The following is a 19089-nucleotide window of genomic DNA, read 5'->3' as shown; positions in this document are numbered from 1 at the left end:
GATATTACACTCTTTTATTATTTTGAGCCAGCTAGACGCGTAAGATTTTCTGGGCGCATGATATCAATCATTGGTACCTAAAGACATTAACCACCCCGCGTATGGAAACAAATGCATTATCACTTGCCAGTTCCTCTGTAGTGCCAACTCCGCAAGATTAGATAAAATCGCCGTCTGTCTCATGCGATTATTACTTTCGGTTACTGGAGAGACCTTTTAATATTGATTTTCTTCCTCTTGATTTCTTAGTTGTTTGTCCTTTTCGTTAATATGGAAAGGGTCGTATGTGTTGGTATTATATGCGTTCTTAACGTTTGCTGCCCACTGTTCAATGCGGAGCATCATTGCATATGTTGCTGCGGCATCAAGATCCAGTTGTTCAGAGTGTTCAGGGAGCAGAATTTTACAATATTCCAGTTCATGAGCCACAGCTCCGAGCCGTTCATAAAGTGAAGATAGTTGCGTTATGGAATCATCAGTGCGGTTCATGAATAGCGCCGACTTCCAATAATATATTGAGCAAGTTTGATGTTAAGACATACCATGTTGCTTGATAGTTGGCGCATCATACGGGATTCGCTACGAATTAAATAGGATTCAAGTAGTCCAGAATATTCCCCTGACGTTACAACCGTCAACTGGGCAATGTGATTATTTAATTTGCTTGCCCCTGCCAGGATATCATCCTCCGTCGCCTCGATATAAACGGGGGAGGCAGCGATAACATAATCATCGAAAGGTCTTGCTGCCATCAATGTCTCAATAGATTTCGCCGTCCTTTCTTTCCCGAATGTATTTGTTAATTCCCGCCACCATTGTCGGTGACTGAACGGTAAATCATGAAAGGTGGCTTCATAAGCGTCCACGAGGTCACGACTATTCAAAAAACCCAACCCGGCCGAGATCACCCACAACTCCAGGTTCTCAGTTGTCCGTAATATCTCTTTTGCCGTTGACCAGTGATTACCGGCATAGAGCGACAGGGCCGGTACCGGTGAAGCACTTTGCGACCGTTTAATCGTTGCTGCCCAGCTGGACATTGCCTCTTCTGGTGTCTGTCCAGACCGGATACTCAGTTCTGGCATGGAGCCGCACTGGCTGTGCTTACCTTTGGTACAGGACGTTATTAGGTGTGTAATTCGCGACGCCGCCATTTTGTAGCCCTCAGCCAAATGTGTGTAATCACTGTCTAACTATCGTAACAGCCCCTCATCCGCCATAACGACAAAGAGGAAGCCCTAAACGTAAACGACTACCCCATTATACATTTAGTCATGCCTTTACTAATAACTAGATACCAAAATAAACACCCCAGAGGTGACACCGTCACGTTTTTCGGCTTTATTTAGTTCATTTTATGTACTATGGGATTTAATTCGGGGTAAATCCCATAGTACACATAGCCCCCCTCATAGTGTAATTGCGGATAAAAACCGTATTAATCAGTCATATAGCTCAATGGTTGTGCATTCAGGGAATGCGATCGCCACTTAACGGGTTGCGGGTTGTTGGTCACCCGACATCTGTGTGCTAATCTTTTTCATCATTAGTCATTAGTAAAGGCGTTACTATAAATGACGCTACGAGAATTTTTTTAACTAGAGAGGTGGATAGGCCAGTGAAAATCTCTCAGCCAAAACAGTGGGAAAAGGATCGTGAAATGAGCATGAATTCGCAGCCGGAACTGAAGTTGAGTACCCGTACCGAACAACTCGCCAGTAGTCGTGATGCCGCTATGCAAAAATTTCTGGACGGCATGACGCTGATTGCCGAAGCCTCAGCAATTTGCGGGTTTTCACTGTTTAACAGCAAAATTATGGCCCCTAATGCTTTTGGCCTTCCTGCGTCCCTGGCCGCAAGCATCGAGGAAGGGCGACAGCAAATAGACCGTAAGACATGGAACAATCTTTTTGAAGAAACGGGTATTGACCGATTCTGGAATCACAACCAGCGGGCGGAGTTCCGTGAGTCTCTCCGGAACGCTCCGCCAATTGCGTCGTTAACCGTAATCCGCAGTACATTGCGCCAGGCAGTTGCCATGCGCAGCATTACGCTTGCTGAAGGGTTTGTTGATCTGCTATGCCAGCTTGATCGCCGGTATAAAACTAATGCCTAGCAATTTGTGATGCCAAAAAAACTGGTACTACGCGGCATTTTTCCCGACTCGAACATGATGAGATATAATGGCTTTTCTCAGGATAATCTCTTCTATTTAAACGACTTTGAGAATGTCGTTTGCATCTGCTCCAATGCAGCAACACCGCCTGTCGGCAGTGGAATGAACATGTACGATCGGCTTGCTGTCTTACGGAAAACCGATTTCACGGGTGACATTACCGACCCGAAGGGCTGGAAGTTCCGATTGTTCGGAAATGGTAACGTCCATATCTCAGTTGAGTGTGAAAGCCTGCATAACGCACTGAATGACCTGATTAGCATTTATTTTGCCAACCAGATCCCGGCCAAAGGATAAGAATGATGACTGACAATGTAAATTTGATGAACGGGGATGAACAAACTGCGTCCAGTTTAAGTGAAGAGACTTCAAAAACGCCCCCTCTAAGCCCCGAGTTACTGAAGAATTCCCCTTACTCGTCAATAGCTAAGGTTAAATATTTCACCGAGATTGAACAAATCTGCCTCGATAAGAGCATCAGCACCGAAAACCTCGACCAGTTTTTCAAAGCCCACTGGCTGCGGGATAAAATGGGGGGGTCTTTTGCCAGGGCTCAGGAGATGCTGGCGGCCTACAAGCAATACGTGGACGAGGTGCCCGAGGAAGCACGCGCGATTGAAATCCCTGACCAGATTAAAGATGCATTCAGTGATTTTACTGCGTTTATCACCTGGTACTTCCGCTTAAGCTATACGGCTATCCAGAGTGATAGCGTGAAAATTGCGAAGGCAGAAATTACTCAGTTACGGCAGCGGAATGCTGAGATTCTGGAAGAACTGTCACAGTCGAAAGAACAGGCTACAGTCCTGAATAACGAAAAAGTTAACCTGATTAACCTGCTGGAGCAGCAGCGTGAACTCTCCAGTAAATTAGAAGATTCACTTCAGGAAGCAGAAGAAACTCTGGCAGGAACTCAAAGTGAATTACAGCATGCCCAAAACGAGATCCAGCTTTTACAGCAGACAGTAGGGACACTGAACCAGCAACTGAGTGAGCGCAAACAGGAACTGGCCTCGCAGCAGGAGTATCAGAAGCAGCTGAATGATGAGAATAAAGCGCAGCAGGTAGAGCTGACAGCCCTCAAAAGCCAGAATGATCACTTACAACGGACCGTGTCTGATTTAAAAGTCAGTGTCAGTCAGCTTGAACAGGACCTTTCCTCAGTACAGACCCATTCCTCTGAATTGAGCTCATCTTTAGCCGAAAAGGACACGACCCTGACGCTCGTGCGGTCGGAGCTCTCAACAGCTAAAGGGGAGAATGACCAACTACGAGCTGAAGCACAACGCTTAGCTGATGAGAGCCTGGTTGCCAAAAAAGTGCAAACAGATCAGACAGAAGAGCTTCAACAGCTCAGGAATCAGATGATTTCCATGGAAGCGACACTCAATGCGGAAAAGACCATTGCCGAGTCTTTACGAGGAACAATCAAGCAGCTTACCGAAGCTATGACCGGCGCAGTTGCCATCAAACCTAAATCCTCTGGGGCATCAAAACCGCGAAACAAAAAGACGACATAACTGCTCCCGCCAGGAATTTGCAATAGACTTAAATTCCTGGCGTCCACAGGCTCTTTATCCCGTTCGCAGGAGTTTACGTCCTTCCGACAGCATTAGGCTGATTTTCCCCGAATCACTGATCTCAATAGCATCAACCAGGCTAGTGATCCCGCCAACAGCTTGCTGTTGTGAAATAGCTCCCAGTTTGTAGTCATCGAGTACTGCCGCCAAAAACGCCTTCAGTTTAACCTGCTCACTCATCGAAAGTATGTACGCCATTTTTAGCCCAATTTTAAGGTTGTGATTCGGGTTAATTTTATCGTCTAGCTTCCGGGAAATGAGGGAGTTCCTGGTATTCAGTCTTCTCCGTAGCATCCCAGTGCCACCATCCATAGGCCCCATATTCCTGGTTGTAATACGCCTTCTTAAGTTCCTTTCGCGCAAGATAGGCAGGTGTCGACATCCCGAAAACTTCCATCGGGAACGGCTTATCACTTCGTGTATCCAGTAAATAAAAATCTGGGAAAACATCGCTCGCACTGGCGTCATACCGCATAGGCTTAACATAGTGCCGGTGTTCGGCATCAAGTTTACGGGACACTATCGCTTCGTAGGAGGAGTCCAGAGGTATCCAGTTATCACTCACCAGCATAAGCACTATCTGATGAGCTCGTGCAGAGATACCTCTACTGGTCACCGATACGGGAGATGTAAGAGCAAAAACAACAACTTTGCCCCCATTTTTCCAGGCGGCATATTCCAGAGGGAATCGCCGCTTCACGCTATCCCAGTGCCCGTCTGAGTTAAAGAAGGTAAGGGGCATACCGCCGAAGTTACGCATAGGTAGAAACTTCAGCGGCTTCTCATGCTTTTCTGCGTCATAGCGCGGCAGTACTGATAGCAGCAGCAGTCGTTTGTCGCTCAGTTCCGCCGACGACAGCAGTTGAACCTGCTCACTGGCCACTTTGCTTTTAGAGTCCGCCACCCCGATAAAAAGATGGTCGCCAATACATGCTCTACCCGATCTAATCTGCTTTGCGGCTTCCAACATCCGGTATCGAACCAGCGAATCATTTCGCTTCCCGGCCATATTCGGATACCAGACATTAAGACCGGCTTCAGTCCACAACAAACTCAGAAGTCCGGAGAGGGTCATTGAAGCCTGGCCACCTTCAGGTCGCTGGATTTGGGGCAGGGAAGGAACCTCAGACTTTTCCGGCGGATCTTTCTCCGTCATGCCTATTCCAAGGCGGATTGACATGGTCCCCTCATTGTTGATGCGTACAACATTGCTGGCATAACCCTTTAACCCTGTATGCCTGGCATCAAGGTCGAAAAACACACACGATGGATCATGCTCAGTGCCTGTATTTGCAGCCTTAATCAGGATGAACGTATCACTGTTTGGTAGTGAGCGGACGTAGAGACGCTTTGCGCCTTTTCCCCGACATCCGCAGCTGATCACAGATTTCTGCCCGGACGTGTGGTGTGCTTTCTTCAGGGCCGACTGCCATCCCTTTACATACTCATCCTGTGTCTGAAATTCAGCCGAGTATCGTTTCGTGTTTGGTTCGTCATCGTAAGCAATAAAAACTGCAAACTTCTGGCCCATGGGACCTCCTGAAATTTAAAAATACTAATAGCCTAGCCATATCAATACTTCTTGCGCGTTGTACTCTTCCCTCTCACCCAACTCGGAAAAAAATACGTCTATGTCGCTGGCTACGACGCCATGTTTTGCAAGCTCTTGCAGAGCTCTCTGTTTTGAAATGGTGAGGTCTTCTGCTGAATCAAAATACGTCATCATTACCTCCTGATGAAGGAGTTGACTGAAGCAGGCCTTTCTCTCCCTGCCCAGGTTTTTTTCTGTGTAAAAGTTACAATATTAGTGAAATAAACCATTACGTTAACCTGCAAAATCACACAGAAGAATTACTATGATGCCGCTTCAAACTCTCCCTTGAGACGAGCCGCAACGGCGATCTCAATACGGCTTCGAAGCAAACTGGCCACGGCCGCAAATACGTCGACGATGACCGAATTGCCGAACTGGCGATAGGCCTGGGTATCAGAGACTGGAATGCGAAAAGTAACTTTTCCCGGTTGCTCGAATCCCATAAGGCGGGCACATTCTCGCGGGGTTAAACGGCGCGGGCGCCTTGCCATATTTACAGGATCATTAAAGTCCTTTTCGCCTATGCTGTGATCCCATCCACGGTCTAGCAAAATTTCAGAGCCATCACGATAGTACCGTGCGCTGAGTGTTCTGCAAACAACTGATTTATCAAGTGGATTTACCAGTCCGAAGCCAAATCCATTACCTTTTGCCTGGTGCTTTTTAGCGTAGTTATAAAGGTACTCCCAGAGCTTTGGAGAAAGGATGTAACGGCTATCGACCTCAGCGTCCAGCAGCTCCCCAAGGGTTGGCCGTCGTGAAGGATAAAGAGCCGATACACCACTTAACGAAAAGCCATCATGGAGCTTCAGATCGCGCCTGAATCCAACCAACACGATACGTTCCCGGTGCTGAGGCCTGAAGTTCTTACCGTCAATTATTTTGGGGTCCTTTGATCCGTGAGCATCGCAGTCGGCAACATCGTAGCCAAGTTCATCAAGCGCTTTCATGATGATGCGGAACGTATTTCCCTTATCGTGGCTCTTCAGATTTTTTACGTTCTCAAGAACGAAAATGGCAGGCTGTTTGGCTCGGATGATCCGGGCGACATCAAAAAAAAGGGTCCCCTGGGTGTCGCATTCAAAGCCGTGTTTTCGGCCCAAAGAGTTCTTTTTGCTGACACCGGCAATACTGAACGGTTGGCATGGGAAACCTGCGAGCAAAACATCATGGTCTGGGATGGATGCATCGATAGAAGCATAGGCCTGGTCATCCGAAACATCGGGAAGATTACTGAGTGTAATGTCCCGGATATCTGAGTTGAAATAGTGCTCAGTCTCGTCACAGTACCAGTTTGCACTGTATGTCCGGCGGGAGAACTGATTCCATTCGCTTGTAAACACGCATTTCCCGCCAATGGCGTCAAAACCACTCCGGAGGCCACCGATCCCAGCAAACAAGTCAATAAAACGGAAAAATTTCTGGTCATAGTCTGCTGGGCGTGAGGGGAGCAACGATCGAAGATAATGATATTCTTCCTGGGTTATTCGACATTCATTAACTGAACCTTTGATCTGGCGAATAAGTGATGCCCTCGACCAGTCGCTGCCGGTTGCAGCATTAAGTTGCGCAGCCAAATCTTTTACGTCATAGATACTTGCAACCTGCACCAGTAATTTATGGATAGAGGAAGGCGTCTCATCATTAAGCAATGCTGTTATTGCAGGATCAGTTCTATCGTTGTACATCCTTACTCCATGAAATGTGATTAATTTAGGACCTCAGACTACCACGCGGTGAAAATTCAATTTTTTGTTAAAGGCCTTTATTTTCATCTCCTGAATTAAAATTTTTAATCCACTCAAATTGCCTCCGTTAACGGAAAATCGCCGAGTTTCTAATTGGTACAATAAGCGCGTCAAATCACACGACTTATTTGTTACTACGAACCATCTAATTCAGGGAGAACGTATGACTCTGTTGAAAAAGTTACTTTTGCCGACATTAATCGTCCTTTTCCCGGCGGCAACTCTGGCTGCCCAATCGTCATTTGAAGCGAAAGTGGTAAAAATTATCGACGGGGACACAATCACCGCGCTCGATGGTCAGAATACAAGCATCAAAATCCGCTTGTACGGTATTGATGCCCCCGAAAGTAAGCAGGCCTTTGGACAAAAGTCTAAACAAGCGTTGAGCGCCGCGATTGCTGCACAGAATATTACGGTAATAGACCACGGACCTGATATTTACGGCAGGATGCTGGGAACCATTTGGCTTGATGGTTATGACATAAACGCCTCAATGGTAGACAGCGGCTATGCATGGGTATACCGGTTTGACGGTAATGCCATCGTCCCAAACTATCTGAAATTCGAAGCTTCAGCTCAGAAAGCAGTTAAAGGCCTCTGGGTAGATCCTAATCCCGTTGCCCCCTGGGAGTGGCGCCAGCAAAACCAGAAACCTCAAAAGACGAAAAGCAGGGGGTGACCGCGATGACAAGACAGCATCCTTTATTGAAAATTGCGCTTAATAGCGATGGACATCTTTCGTGGCCAATTTTACCAGGAGAGACTCACCGCTGCCCAACGTGTCTGCGACACGTTACTACGGGCCCGGATGGGGATTTGGTGCATTCGATGGAGGAGGGCGGCAACGTCTGCATACCTTCAGCTTCTGTTGTTATTTCAAAGGCAATTATTGAAATGCTCAGCGCAGGCGAACGTCTCTATGTTAATCCAATCAAGAATGGGAATAAAACCCTAGCACCGTCATTTATCTTTCTGCATACAGACCAGCAACTCCGACCATTTATCAATTCGGATTATCAGCCAGCCGGTGCCAGCTGGAGAAGTGATAAAGGTTTCAGGCTTGGCCTTTTCTTTATGAATGAGCGAGCCTCTAAAATTAATAAAGACCAGTTTGATTTTATTGCAGTAATAGACCCATTGACCTTTCAGTCAGAATTTGATGCGACATGGTCCCGTGGTGAATTTGATGACCCTCTAAAGGCATTACGGTATTCAATTGTTTCTGAAAACTTGTCTTCCGTCTGGGTGAAATGGCCCGTAAAAAACCTGCAACCGAGGAAAGAAACGGTGATGGCCGATTACTGGTATGACTATTATTCACCTCATTCCCCAGCTCAGCAGGCTGCTTGCACAGCAACGGTGACTGGAATAGATGGGAATGTATCCGGCGAAACTATTTACATGCTCCAGATCGCTTTAGAGCGGTCGACAGTTGAGTACCAGCTTGTAAAATCGCTAGGGGTCATATTGCTACTGGATAATACAGGAAATTTGGTATCGGAGGCGCAGCCGCACTTTGATATAATCATCAAGGCATGCATATCGGGCGTCAGAGACTTTGTTCTTCAGAATCCTCGGACGCTGGGTTTTGAAAACAAGGTTGCATAGTTATAAAAAATCTTGCCGTTCTCAAGGCATCATTAAAAATTAAAATGAGGTATACATGGTACAAGTACTCAACACCACTGGTTTGAATTATCAACTTGAAAAAACAATCACTGAAGCTGAGGAAAGGATAATTCTCATTAGCCCATACCTTAAGCTTAGTAATCGCATTAAAGAGCTGATCGAAGATAAAAATAGACTAAAAGTTGACATCAGAATAGTTTATGGGAAATCAGAACTAAACTCTAAAGAATATGAATGGTTAACAAACCTGCCTTTTGTACGCCTTAGTTTTTGTAAAAACCTCCATGCAAAATTATATGCCAATGAAAATCAATGTATTGTGTGCAGTCTAAACCTTTATGATTTTAGTCAGATTAATAACCATGAAATTGGAGTGTTAATTATTAAGGAGCAGGAGAAGGATGCATACACTTCATCGTTAAATGAAGCTCAGCGACTGATCAGAATCAGCACAGATAACATTCAGCCACTAACAACAGATAAAGAAACAACAGGTTCAAAAGAAAGTGAAAAAACTAATAAAGAGTCATCCGACTTCACTTCAGCCTTTCATGAAGAACCATTAACAAATCAAAATGGATTGATTACTGATTTAAATACAAATTCAAAACTCACTTCGACAAATCTAGCAAAAAATCATAAAACTGATTTGTTATCTCTATATAAAAAATTAATCGAAGCTGGATATCTCATGGACGTAGAAGGAAAATACATATTGACTGATGCTGGCATAGCGGCAGGGGCAGAAGCCAAGCCAAATCGATATAAAAAAGGAGAAAACTATTTTCTGTGGCCTGATAACCTAGCATTATGATTTTACATCACGTACTGTGTCCCTGCGTAGCCATGAGGGACATAGAAGGGTCAATGAAAAATAGCTTGTTTAGTACTGATTCGAATACTGGGGTCACCTTTACCATCTCGCCTCACGGCCAGGGATGTAAACTGTCTGTAGAGCCTGAATATCGTCGCAAAGGAACACAAAATTACGATGGCTGGTTCCCTCGATATTACACTAAGCCACAATACGCTAAAGCAGCATTGACACGGTTTCTTGGGGAACCTGTTAATTGGTTGGATTGTAATGACCATAATTAGGGCTTTCAGACAGTTAGCCAACAAAAAAATCTTTAACTCACCAACAATATTGAGAATTACCAAATGGAAAATCTGGATGTTGTATCAGCGGTAGATTTTTACTTAGAAAAAGCATTTTATTTATTTGGATTCATAATGTTAGGTATGGCATGGCTTACTTTTCGTGCTGGTTCAACTTATCAGCATTTTAAAAATGCTGATAAGTTAGTCAGTGAAGGTAGAGGCTCAGTTTCAAGCGGTAAAGAGCCTGAAATGATCTGGCGGCTTAAGTTCCAAACATTGATCTGGTACATTGCTAATTGTGTGGTGTTAGCATTATCCACTATTGCTTTTGGGTATTTATTTTATCTTCTACACAGTTAATCAAACAATGAGAGATTTTTATTTTCTATAATCAGGTACATATTTATTTTCTTGGAGATATTGATGAACGAAAACAATCCACTTCTGCAATCTGAACTGCTGTTTTGAATACGTTAGTGGAGGTAATGCCTATGGTATTAGATATCATGACTGTTTTGGCCTTTGCGTTTTTGGTTCTGTATAAAATAGCTTCACGAATCATTTCTATGTCTGGTGGTGCGATAAGGTTCTGATTTTCAGAACCTTTTTTTAAAGTTTACTAGAGTAGATTTCATTTTGAATAAACGTAAGATACTCCTCACTTTGACTGCCTTTCCTAAATTTTTTCTGTCCTTCAAAATCTATATCAGGTATGAAATGTATTAACTGGCTATCTTGGTAAAGTGAAAGAACGGAATTTTGATTGAGCACCTTAGAGTCCATTAATTGATAAACTGATTCAATACATGCACCTATAAGAACATCACACAATTGCACGCTTGGGCTTTCTTTCGAATCAATTTGATAGACTTTTTTAAGGTTTAGAGGGAATGAGATAGTTGCTATCTCGGAATGTTTAAACTCTCCTTCCTTATCACAATTGATCAAAAAGTTAAGGCGTTCATTGTAAGTTAGCAGATTTTTAGAACGATCATGCTCAATTGCATACTCTCCAGAGGACATCATTTCCGTGCGAGAAATTAATGCATTTAAAATAGTAAATGAGGCATCAGTGCTAATTCCATCAGTCATGATGGCATCAATGCAATCTGGGTGGTTAAATGCCAAAGGACCAAAAAACTCTTTTAACCTTTGCCAATCAAGCCTCCTTATTTTGCTTATTAGCAAACTCACTGAATCTAATGTTTTTTCTTTCATAGCATTTTGAAACTGAAGCAGAACATCATCAAAGGCAGAGCCATAATACGCTGGTCCAACGTAATACACCATTGATGCCATTGAGAAGTTACCGCCATCTTCATAAAGATTAATCCCAGAATCATAATAGAATGGTTCAACAGCATAATCGATGAACATAAGAATTAGTAAAAAGCGTTTATCACCTACGCATGTTATACATGGGTAATTAGATAAGAGATGCTTTTGCAATTCAAATAATGGCTTGCGGTTGGAATCTCTTCTTTTCAGCGAGCTGTACTTCAATTCATCGGCTTGAAGTTTGGGGAAATATTCTTTTATCAGACGACTGGCGTCATCATGATTTATTAATATTGATGACGCGCCTTGGAATTTTTGCTCTTTGTGGAGTAAGTCATAACCCGTATAGCCACTTTCATCCATAGAAAACGTTATCATCTGCCCATCTCCACTCTATCTATTAACCATTGAAATGTTCGTATCAAAACATCATTTTTGGTTGCGTTCACCAAAAATCTCCTCAGCTCGTGTCTGAAGTTTTACAAGTGCATTGAACATATCGTCCTGGTCCAAAGAACGCTGGGATTTCTTCGTCGTAGGGGCTTTGCGCCTGCGTGAAGGGCCGTCACCGGATGGCACTGATTGTGACCGGTTATTATCCCGTTCGGCCTGCACAAGTTGCGCCATCTCCAGCGCACGGCCAAGACGTTTATTGTCCACAATGGCACCCTGATCGATTTCAGACAGTTTGTCATAGGTGGAGTAGGGAAGTGATACGCCATTAAGCCGGAGCTCTTTATGTCCGTCAGGGTAATGCCAGACATCAATGTATTTACCAATCGCCCGACGACTGAACTCATTGTCTTCAATGAGGTAAAGCACTTTGTCGTACTGCACAGTGAGTGATTTCGACACGCGGCGGGCTTCACGCCAAGTAAACACCATATCAAGATCATCATCGACATCCAGTTCCCGATGAACATCGAACTCCTGGCGAGGCGCTTTTGAAAAACGTCGGTTGTAATCGTTCATGAACTCTTCGGCAAATGCGTTAGCAGATTCCATTGTGCTGATGCCCTGAAGCCTGAGTTCCTTGACCAGTCTGTCCTGAAGGGTTAGATGCGCCCGCTCAACACGACCTTTTGCTGCGCTGGTTTCTGCACAGATGGTTTGAATGTTCAGTTCGTGCATCGCACGTCCAAACTGCGTTTCGCCTTCGCCGCCAGTGGCATTTTTATTGTTGATCCTGAAGACACTGGCTTTGTCGCTATAGAGCGCCAGTGGCTTACCATGCATTTCAATATAGCCCCGTGTCGCTTCAAAATAGGTGAAAGTCGATTCAGATTTTACGAAACGAAGCTGCATCAGACGACTGGTGGCGTCATCAACGTAAACCAGTGCTGTACACTTGGGTCCCCGGTTTTCAAACCAGTGATGGTCGCAGCCGTCAATTTGTATGAGTTCACCGGCACAGGCACGTCGGTAACGCGGCTGCTGGATTTTTGGCGCACGTTGCTTACGTGGAACCCAAAGACTGGCCTGAGTCATCAACTTACGAACCGTTTCTTTGGAAATATGAACGCCGTGAACCTCAGCCAGTTTTTCACAGGCCAGAGTCGGACCGAAATCGTTATAGCGTTCGCGAATAATATTCAGCGCGTATGCGGCCAGTCCCTGAGGCAGCTGATTATTGCTGGATTTACCACGACGGCGGCTGGTCATGCCAAGCGGACCATCTTCACGATAACGCGCAAGCAGACGACGGCACTGGCGGTCGGAGATACCAAGCCGCTGCGCTGCCATCTGTGTTGTCAGACGCCGGTCGATGACGTCCTGAATAATCTTGAGTCGGTTAACTTCATCCAAAGTGAAAAACTCCGCTGCGAGAGCCGTCATGGTAATCCTTACTTGATTATACACGCCGGACATCTTAACTTAGCCCAAGGCGGACATTACAACTTTGCTGTTACAGACTTGGTACATATAACGAGGATTATGTTAAATCACCTACTGTGGTAAATAAGTTCATATGTCACTCCCACTAACTGATAAATCAATACGTTAGGATTTCTGATCTCCCTCTCGTTTCTTGCATTAGGTACAGAGTACATTCTCTTCATGTTGTTCTGAGGTGAGCATATCACCTCTGTTCAGGTGGCCAAATTCAGTGTGCCACTTCACTTTCTCCAGTGCGCCGTAAAACCGTGGCCACCGTGACACGGGAGTTACGTAACCGGGCTATATGCCAACACTTCAGTGAGTTCGCCGGTGCATCGATGACTGGTTATGCCAGCAATGTTCAGAGGGAAGAATAATAATTGCGCAGGTAACGTAATATTCTCTTCAGAGATATATCATTTATGAATGAATAAGCTAAGTACTACCGCCTCCGGATGTGGATAAACATGTTCTGTGGCCCTGACAAAGCCTCAGAAGCGCCCCACGGCATTTTCAGCAGTTTACAGTACCCGGGGTATCACTATGAGCCGTTTAGGCCAGCACCGGGTAATCGGCTAAATCCAAATTTACTCGATTTAGTTACCGATGGTTTCGCCTCGAAGATCTGCATCCCTGACTCTACGTTGTCATGGTATTCGACAGGAAAACTATAATGATGCATCTATAGTTGCGATTTTAAACTCAACTCAGTTAATGACTCTCATCGTCTCACCGAATCTTCTATCTGAGCTGAAAAATCTATCCATTCAGGAAGGATACATGCTAAAAATAGAAAATGTACTGCCGCCAAATTTTAGAGTATTCCTGGTCCGCGAAGGTTTCATTTTCCCGGGCGAATCATGGGTGTGTGATTCCGGGTACTGGTTGCCTGAAAGTGAAGTACTCAAAAACGGAATCAACTCATTGCTTGTTTAATTAGCCGTTCCATCATACCGGAGACATTCTTTCATGACTGACCAGGCCTCTATTCCCGTTGATACTCCAGTTCTGGCACTCGCAACTGATGCTTATTCATCACTAAAAAATATCCTCAATGACAATGGGACAAGCGACACCACAGGAACATGCATGTTCGCCAGTCTGCTGGTTTGTGAATTTGCGCACCGCAGAGGTATGTCCGCAGCTGTGCGAGGCGGGAACGGAACAGATGATGGTGGTATTTTCAATGAGTCTGGCGGGCACGGCCATTACTGGTGTGAGGTAAGTGCCGGTGAAATGATTTTTTATATCGATATTGCGGCCGAGCAGTTCGGCTACCCTTCGTTTATCATCAAAAATGCAAATGACGTGTCAGGGTGGCCGCGATATATCCCCGGCGACCAGGTTACAGTAGATGAACACGTCAGGATTACGTTGTCTGGAGGCATTAGATAGTCCAGCCTTGTTTAACCAGTGAAGCCTAGAACAATTCTTACCGTCCCATGCAGCCCATGAAGTCGCTGAACCTCCGCACAAAACTCCGCAACTACCGACCCCGGTTCATCGTCTTCAATGGCTACCGGGCTGGTTGAAGCAAGGATCTCGTCGGATAGTAACCACGTTTGGGAATGCTCACCCCAGTAGTCATCACATCCATCCTCATCCCATTGAAGTTCTATGTCATCGGGTAATCCCCTGAGAGGAGTGATCGCTGCAACACCCCAGGTGTTACGGGCATCCAGACCCAACCATGAATAAAGCAAATAGCTTCGGTCGTTTGAAAAATTATCGTTAACCCGGTCCCATCCCTTAGGGCTTTTTTTCTGAAACTCATAATTCATGTCTACACCCATACTAACCTCCTGCTATGAACAATCATGGCGGAATTCTTCGAGAACCCGAAGATAAGCAAAATGAAGTCGTATGGTAATATATTGAGATTCAGCCAGGAATAAGGCTGACAACATCATAATTACTGTTAATTAAATGATAGACATTTAGAGTCAAACATCCAAGATTTAAAAGCGGCGTCACAGAACTATTAAGGAATGAATTTTTTTACCCTTAAACAAAACCACCGCTTCAGAATGGATAGGCGAATCTTACATTGCAGGAGTTTTTTTCCAGCTGCCAATTTGTTCATGAATCTGCCTTTCAATTCTTTCCACATGAGCTAATAGCTCAGTGTAACCAGGCAGATTGGCGCCAATATCACCTTCCCACTGACGGGTTAGCAGGCTGACTTTATCTTTTAGTGTTGAAAGCTGAGTGAGTTGCTTTTTGGCAATCACAATCTCTTCAGAGTATAAATTCTTCTTTGGCATACATTATAAAATTTAACTTAGGTAATGAAGCCTACTTTTTAACACAACCACGCTTTATTGCAACATTTAATTACATTTACATTCCACAGGAACTATAAATTGACCAATATCCAGCACTGCTCCCGTGATTTAGGTTAGCATCATTCCCGGAGTGCTGGGTGAGATTAGAAAAGTTACTTTTTATACGATGTACCATCCAATAAGGCACCTACTTATAGTCATGCCTAATGTCATATTAATTGTTCAGTATGATTTACCAATTTCCATACTGAACTTTTGCCTTAATATTTTTCACCTAGCTTCGGGCTCTGATGACGTAACGCTTAACTCCTTCAGGTGGCTCAGGCCAGTCTGCATTTTCGCGGGGCTGATAATTCCGGTTTCTGTATTTGATAAATGCCTCAGCCTGCTCGATATTATCCAGTCTATACTGAAGAAATTTAAATGCGTTATGCGGCATATTGCCTATGAGTTCTTCAGCAGAATATGAATTATCCGTCACATCATACCAGTGACAAAGTGCCACTTTCTTCCCGTCTGCATCGTATACCGCGTTAAAATAGTCACTTTCAAATTCATAGACATTGACTGGCTGATAACCTTCTCCGGGCACCTGCCTGGTGACTCCATTAAAATTAGGCAGACCATCATCATCGAGCAAACCCGGTGTCAGGTAGACCTTATCATTCTGACTGACCATTGCCATGTGACATGCCCATTGATCATTCAGCATTGTCGGGATTTCCTTTAAGTTACCGGCATGCCAGTTGACAATCTCTTCTGGCCGCTTGACCGCAAAGCGCTCCAGTTTCCTTGATTTACCTTCGAGCAACACAAACCTCAGGCCGGAGTTTTTTTCTGCCATCGACAGGAGCCGCGCCCGCGCTTTATCTGGGTACTCATACCAACTGGTATACAATTCCAGCAGCAGCTCCCTTGAGTCATCATCCCCTGCCCGGGCATACATCCAGTGCTCCGTCGAGCATGTACCTAAAGCAATCAGCTTTAATGATTTTCGTGACTTAATCAGGCCTACCGGGAGGAACATATCCGGGGTTGTTACATGCTCACCGCTGGCATTGCACGCGATATACGCGTCCCCCCACATCTCTAGCAGGTCGCCATATTCCTCATCATCCGGCGTCCCCATAGCCCCTTTCAGTAACCCTGCGCCTTTTTCGCACATCTCAAAAAGCTTCTGTTTTTCGGTCCACGAACTGAATACAGGCGTCATGGAGTACCATTTTCGTGACTGCTCCTCATCTTCCCAAAGAGTAATTTCGGATGCCGAACGCTCCGGCATAGATACCCAGGATCTGCCGGTTTCCCGAATGTTTCGTTTCCCGGTTGCATAGACAACACGATGGACCCACGCATGGGCTTCCAGTCTGTTGTCACACTCATAGGGTTTAGGCGCGATAAATGCGACGTAATTCCCTGACGAGTTAACCCCGGCCCGAAGAAGTTGCGAGCCGGACGCAGCGACGTGCTCCTGAATGACCGATACCATTTCGCTTGCACCCTGAGTGAGCCTGTAGAGCTGATTCAGCAGTGCCTGGCGCCCTTTTTCGGTACTCATCCCGACAGCGAGGGAAACCCCACGGTTGCCGGTCTTCCATGAAGCAATACACTGGTGAATCAGTTCCTGGATATTCCCCGGCAGGTGCATCCCCGAATCCTGCATTGCAGCCAGCAGATATTGCCGGTGCGGCAGTTCGTTTTCTCGCTCCTGTTCCAGGAATTTGATCGCGGCCTTAAAAAAGCGAATATAAAAAAGGTGGTTACTCCGGAATTTGCGTTGCTGGATAAACCGGGTCAGCTCCTCCGGGCCCACTGCATCAAGGCACAAATAAGCAAGTTCAGCTTCTCCACGCCGCCACGGGCTATATGCAGAGACGTTTACCTTACAGTTAAACATCTTATCTGTACTGAATCGCTTCACCGCCACATCAACGGCCAGAGTATCTCCCTGACGATACACAACCGCAGCAGAGACATTATCCTCAGGGTCAGCGATGAAGGAGTACCCTGAATAGCCGCTGTCCTCTTTAACGGCACCAGGTGCTGTTCTGGGGGTCATAAGCTCACGCCAGTTGCAGAGCAGCCGCGAGCCCGGTTGAATATAGGAGTTTTTTTCACTAATAAATTCATCGAGCGTCTGCGAGTCTGGTGATGCCAGCAGCCCTGTGCCGTCTTCATCGTGCAGAAAATGGAAGTACCGTTCCTGGAAGCTCAGATTCAAGAAATTCGCCTTTTCATGCTGGGGATAGAACTGACCAAAGAGAGCCAGTCGCTGGTCAAGACCAAACAGCATGATAAGCAGACGTCGGTAATGCAGAGCCATCAGGTCATGGGCTTTGAGACGATCGGTATAAGCCACATCTTCAAATTTGATGGTGGTACCGTCAAACCCTCGGAAGTGGCCCTGCTGCTCATCTTCAGAGGGAAATAACCGGGACGCCCCAAGATGGCTCTCCACCGGGGAATAGATCTGTTTGATATTTTGCCCGTTGCGGACCATCAGAAACACGATGCTGTTCTTTTCGTTGTTTTCAGCATTCGCCCAGGTATCACCATAGTCAATAAATCTGCGGGTAGTGACCATGACAAGTACGCAGCGCTCAGTCGGGAAAATTTGCTCCACCAGCCCCTGGTTATCTTTTAGCGCCTTGAGGAATGCGGAAAGACTCCTGAAATCAAAATGTTCGTCGATATCGCTCCAGGCAGAAAACTCCTCATCCACGACGAGTTTCTTCTGACACAGCGTCAACGGGATGCTGCTGTCTGCTGGCTCGCCTTCCGCAACATCAACTACCGTCACGTTTTTGCCGACGAATAATTCCAGCGTGAGAACACCTGCCTGAATTTTGCTGGCTTGCTCAATGCCCTCCTGCGTTCCGGCCAGCTTGGCAGCGGCCAGCTCCGCATAATACGGATGCATTTTCTCCAGCGCCCGGGTGATGGCGCCGGTACGCGACGTAATAATGTTAGCTACGGCACCGGCAATCTTGCCTTCCCGTTCCGCAACTTTCGCCATCAGAGAAACCTGAGCCTCTGAAATCCCCTGAGAAAGGGCATTCTGCACTGTACCCAGCGCCATGGTGACTGCAACATCTTCTGCATTCCTGACGGCTGGAAGCATTCTGTCCTCAGTTGCCCCCCCCTTTTTACTGGCCTCTTCGTCTTCGACCCTTTTAATAGCCAGTTCCCGGAGTGCAGAGGGATCTTGCAGAGTTTCCGTAAGACGCATTTGCAGGTCAGCGACCTCATCCTGAATGCCTTTGAGCTCCGACTGACGGATAATTTCATGGTCGGGCTGATATTCAAACAACGCGAGGAAATCGGCCGTCAGAAACCGATGCTCATTCAGTCTCTTGTCTTTCGTTGATTTTGAACCGTTCTCAGCGACGATTTCAACGCTTACCCATTCCCCGTAATGCCGGGGGTGAGCGCGAAGGATGACGGTATGCAGATTGTTATCCACGTACCGCAACGAGTTAATGAGGAGAGTGTCCCCGGCCACAATCGCCTCAGCCGGAATATCGACGAGCGCAGACCAATACTGCCCTGCCAGCAGAGAATGAAATCGTTCAAGGCGATCGATATTATTTTTACTGACCAGGTCCCCCATAAACTATACCTTCCGAATTTGTTTGTTATAAACATCATACCATATTGGCTGTTCACCCAAATAACCTGGCATGCGGAAACAGGTGATTCATTTAAAACAGAGCCTGTCCATTTTAAATGGTGGAATCCAGCAAATTAAATACAGCCATTATCAAACGAGTTGAGGATTGAAGCATGTATTGCAGGAGTATGGATTTAATTGCCCATTAAG

17 protein-coding genes and 1 pseudogene are annotated in these 19089 nt (G+C 45.7%); 7 read left to right on the top strand and 11 right to left on the bottom strand.

The window, feature by feature from the left end; all coding sequences use genetic code 11:
* Positions 1-216: 216 nt before the first annotated feature.
* Both LRS40_RS00165 and LRS40_RS00160 read right to left on the bottom strand, forming a co-directional pair.
* Positions 217-489: a hypothetical protein gene (locus LRS40_RS00165; protein ID WP_001082182.1), complete on the bottom strand. Its 273-nt coding sequence runs from the start codon at positions 487-489 to the stop codon at positions 217-219.
* Positions 486-1154, bottom strand: coding sequence for a DUF6884 domain-containing protein (locus tag LRS40_RS00160; RefSeq protein ID WP_010892343.1), 669 nt, complete (start codon positions 1152-1154; stop codon positions 486-488). The genes LRS40_RS00165 and LRS40_RS00160 overlap by 4 nt, the downstream gene beginning before the upstream one ends.
* 506 nt (positions 1155-1660) lie before the next feature.
* Here LRS40_RS00160 and LRS40_RS00155 point away from each other — a divergent pair.
* Both LRS40_RS00155 and LRS40_RS00150 read left to right on the top strand, forming a co-directional pair.
* Positions 1661-2473: pseudogene (locus LRS40_RS00155) on the top strand (DUF4942 domain-containing protein).
* 2 nt (positions 2474-2475) lie between these two features.
* The gene (locus LRS40_RS00150) at positions 2476-3696 is read left to right on the top strand and encodes a hypothetical protein (RefSeq protein WP_010892342.1); all 1221 of its coding nucleotides are present in this window, start codon (positions 2476-2478) and stop codon (positions 3694-3696) included.
* Positions 3697-3750: 54 nt separating this feature from the next.
* On the opposite strand, the gene LRS40_RS00145 is transcribed toward LRS40_RS00150, so the two are convergent.
* The 4 genes from LRS40_RS00145 to LRS40_RS00130 form a co-directional block, all read right to left on the bottom strand.
* Positions 3751-3936 (bottom strand): hypothetical protein, encoded by a 186-nt coding sequence (locus LRS40_RS00145; RefSeq protein ID WP_000003718.1) that lies wholly within the window; start codon positions 3934-3936, stop codon positions 3751-3753.
* Positions 3937-3991: 55 nt separating this feature from the next.
* Positions 3992-5287, bottom strand: coding sequence for a DUF1173 family protein (locus tag LRS40_RS00140; RefSeq protein WP_000529857.1), 1296 nt, complete (start codon positions 5285-5287; stop codon positions 3992-3994).
* Positions 5288-5311: 24 nt separating this feature from the next.
* On the bottom strand, positions 5312-5479 hold the full coding sequence (locus LRS40_RS00135) for a hypothetical protein (protein ID WP_000220757.1): 168 nt from the start codon (positions 5477-5479) through the stop codon (positions 5312-5314).
* Positions 5480-5610: 131 nt separating this feature from the next.
* The gene (locus LRS40_RS00130) at positions 5611-7038 is read right to left on the bottom strand and encodes a DNA cytosine methyltransferase (RefSeq protein ID WP_038989455.1); all 1428 of its coding nucleotides are present in this window, start codon (positions 7036-7038) and stop codon (positions 5611-5613) included.
* 223 nt (positions 7039-7261) lie between these two features.
* Here LRS40_RS00130 and LRS40_RS00125 point away from each other — a divergent pair, with 223 nt between their 5' ends.
* The 4 genes from LRS40_RS00125 to LRS40_RS00110 all read left to right on the top strand — a co-directional run bounded on the left by LRS40_RS00125 (position 7262) and on the right by LRS40_RS00110 (position 10188).
* Positions 7262-7777, top strand: coding sequence for a thermonuclease family protein (locus LRS40_RS00125; RefSeq protein ID WP_000173534.1), 516 nt, complete (start codon positions 7262-7264; stop codon positions 7775-7777).
* 5 nt (positions 7778-7782) lie between these two features.
* Positions 7783-8706 carry a hypothetical protein gene (locus tag LRS40_RS00120; protein WP_005046389.1) on the top strand — a complete coding sequence of 308 codons (924 nt, stop codon included), beginning with the start codon at positions 7783-7785 and terminating at the stop codon, positions 8704-8706.
* A 55-nt stretch (positions 8707-8761) separates the two neighbouring features.
* The gene (locus LRS40_RS00115; protein WP_000250919.1) at positions 8762-9541 is read left to right on the top strand and encodes a phospholipase D family protein; all 780 of its coding nucleotides are present in this window, start codon (positions 8762-8764) and stop codon (positions 9539-9541) included.
* 347 nt (positions 9542-9888) lie between these two features.
* Entirely contained in the window at positions 9889-10188 is a 300-nt protein-coding gene (locus tag LRS40_RS00110) for a hypothetical protein (protein ID WP_039026432.1), read from the top strand.
* 249 nt (positions 10189-10437) lie between these two features.
* Here LRS40_RS00110 and LRS40_RS00105 read toward each other — a convergent pair whose 3' ends face one another.
* Together LRS40_RS00105 and LRS40_RS00100 are read right to left on the bottom strand one after the other, a co-directional pair.
* Positions 10438-11484: a DUF3800 domain-containing protein gene (locus LRS40_RS00105; protein WP_000627692.1), complete on the bottom strand. Its 1047-nt coding sequence runs from the start codon at positions 11482-11484 to the stop codon at positions 10438-10440.
* 51 nt (positions 11485-11535) lie between these two features.
* Entirely contained in the window at positions 11536-12942 is a 1407-nt protein-coding gene (locus tag LRS40_RS00100) for an ISNCY family transposase (RefSeq protein ID WP_000125669.1), read from the bottom strand.
* A gap of 1011 nt (positions 12943-13953) precedes the next feature.
* On the opposite strand from LRS40_RS00100, the gene LRS40_RS00095 reads away from it, so the two are divergent.
* Positions 13954-14379 carry a hypothetical protein gene (locus tag LRS40_RS00095; protein ID WP_001447552.1) on the top strand — a complete coding sequence of 142 codons (426 nt, stop codon included), beginning with the start codon at positions 13954-13956 and terminating at the stop codon, positions 14377-14379.
* Positions 14380-14390: 11 nt separating this feature from the next.
* Here LRS40_RS00095 and LRS40_RS00090 read toward each other — a convergent pair whose 3' ends face one another.
* The 3 genes from LRS40_RS00090 to LRS40_RS00080 form a co-directional block, all read right to left on the bottom strand.
* Positions 14391-14777 carry a hypothetical protein gene (locus LRS40_RS00090; RefSeq protein ID WP_000537778.1) on the bottom strand — a complete coding sequence of 129 codons (387 nt, stop codon included), beginning with the start codon at positions 14775-14777 and terminating at the stop codon, positions 14391-14393.
* 249 nt (positions 14778-15026) lie between these two features.
* Positions 15027-15215 (bottom strand): hypothetical protein, encoded by a 189-nt coding sequence (locus LRS40_RS00085; RefSeq protein WP_000560779.1) that lies wholly within the window; start codon positions 15213-15215, stop codon positions 15027-15029.
* 328 nt (positions 15216-15543) lie between these two features.
* On the bottom strand, positions 15544-18879 hold the full coding sequence (locus LRS40_RS00080) for a hypothetical protein (protein WP_136655514.1): 3336 nt from the start codon (positions 18877-18879) through the stop codon (positions 15544-15546).
* Between the last annotated feature and the right edge of the window lie 210 nt (positions 18880-19089).

Source organism: Leclercia sp. G3L (genome assembly GCF_021117075.1).
In the GTDB taxonomy this organism is placed as follows: domain Bacteria; phylum Pseudomonadota; class Gammaproteobacteria; order Enterobacterales; family Enterobacteriaceae; genus Enterobacter; species Enterobacter adecarboxylatus_C.
This window is presented reverse-complemented; position numbering and strand designations above follow the sequence as displayed.

Bases quoted from the DNA above. Each gene is read 5' to 3' on its own strand.
- LRS40_RS00105 (WP_000627692.1), bottom strand. From the start codon at position 11,484: ATGATAACGTTTTCTATGGATGAAAGTGGCTATACGGGTTATGACTTA.
- LRS40_RS00095 (WP_001447552.1), top strand. From the start codon at position 13,954: ATGACTGACCAGGCCTCTATTCCCGTTGATACTCCAGTTCTGGCACTC.
- LRS40_RS00090 (WP_000537778.1), bottom strand. From the start codon at position 14,777: ATGGGTGTAGACATGAATTATGAGTTTCAGAAAAAAAGCCCTAAGGGA.
- LRS40_RS00110 (WP_039026432.1), top strand. From the start codon at position 9,889: ATGGAAAATCTGGATGTTGTATCAGCGGTAGATTTTTACTTAGAAAAA.
- LRS40_RS00120 (WP_005046389.1), top strand. From the start codon at position 7,783: ATGACAAGACAGCATCCTTTATTGAAAATTGCGCTTAATAGCGATGGA.
- LRS40_RS00125 (WP_000173534.1), top strand. From the start codon at position 7,262: ATGACTCTGTTGAAAAAGTTACTTTTGCCGACATTAATCGTCCTTTTC.
- LRS40_RS00135 (WP_000220757.1), bottom strand. From the start codon at position 5,479: ATGACGTATTTTGATTCAGCAGAAGACCTCACCATTTCAAAACAGAGA.
- LRS40_RS00145 (WP_000003718.1), bottom strand. From the start codon at position 3,936: ATGAGTGAGCAGGTTAAACTGAAGGCGTTTTTGGCGGCAGTACTCGAT.
- LRS40_RS00080 (WP_136655514.1), bottom strand. From the start codon at position 18,879: ATGGGGGACCTGGTCAGTAAAAATAATATCGATCGCCTTGAACGATTT.
- LRS40_RS00100 (WP_000125669.1), bottom strand. From the start codon at position 12,942: ATGACGGCTCTCGCAGCGGAGTTTTTCACTTTGGATGAAGTTAACCGA.
- LRS40_RS00160 (WP_010892343.1), bottom strand. From the start codon at position 1,154: ATGGCGGCGTCGCGAATTACACACCTAATAACGTCCTGTACCAAAGGT.
- LRS40_RS00140 (WP_000529857.1), bottom strand. From the start codon at position 5,287: ATGGGCCAGAAGTTTGCAGTTTTTATTGCTTACGATGACGAACCAAAC.
- LRS40_RS00130 (WP_038989455.1), bottom strand. From the start codon at position 7,038: ATGTACAACGATAGAACTGATCCTGCAATAACAGCATTGCTTAATGAT.
- LRS40_RS00150 (WP_010892342.1), top strand. From the start codon at position 2,476: ATGATGACTGACAATGTAAATTTGATGAACGGGGATGAACAAACTGCG.
- LRS40_RS00115 (WP_000250919.1), top strand. From the start codon at position 8,762: ATGGTACAAGTACTCAACACCACTGGTTTGAATTATCAACTTGAAAAA.
- LRS40_RS00165 (WP_001082182.1), bottom strand. From the start codon at position 489: ATGAACCGCACTGATGATTCCATAACGCAACTATCTTCACTTTATGAA.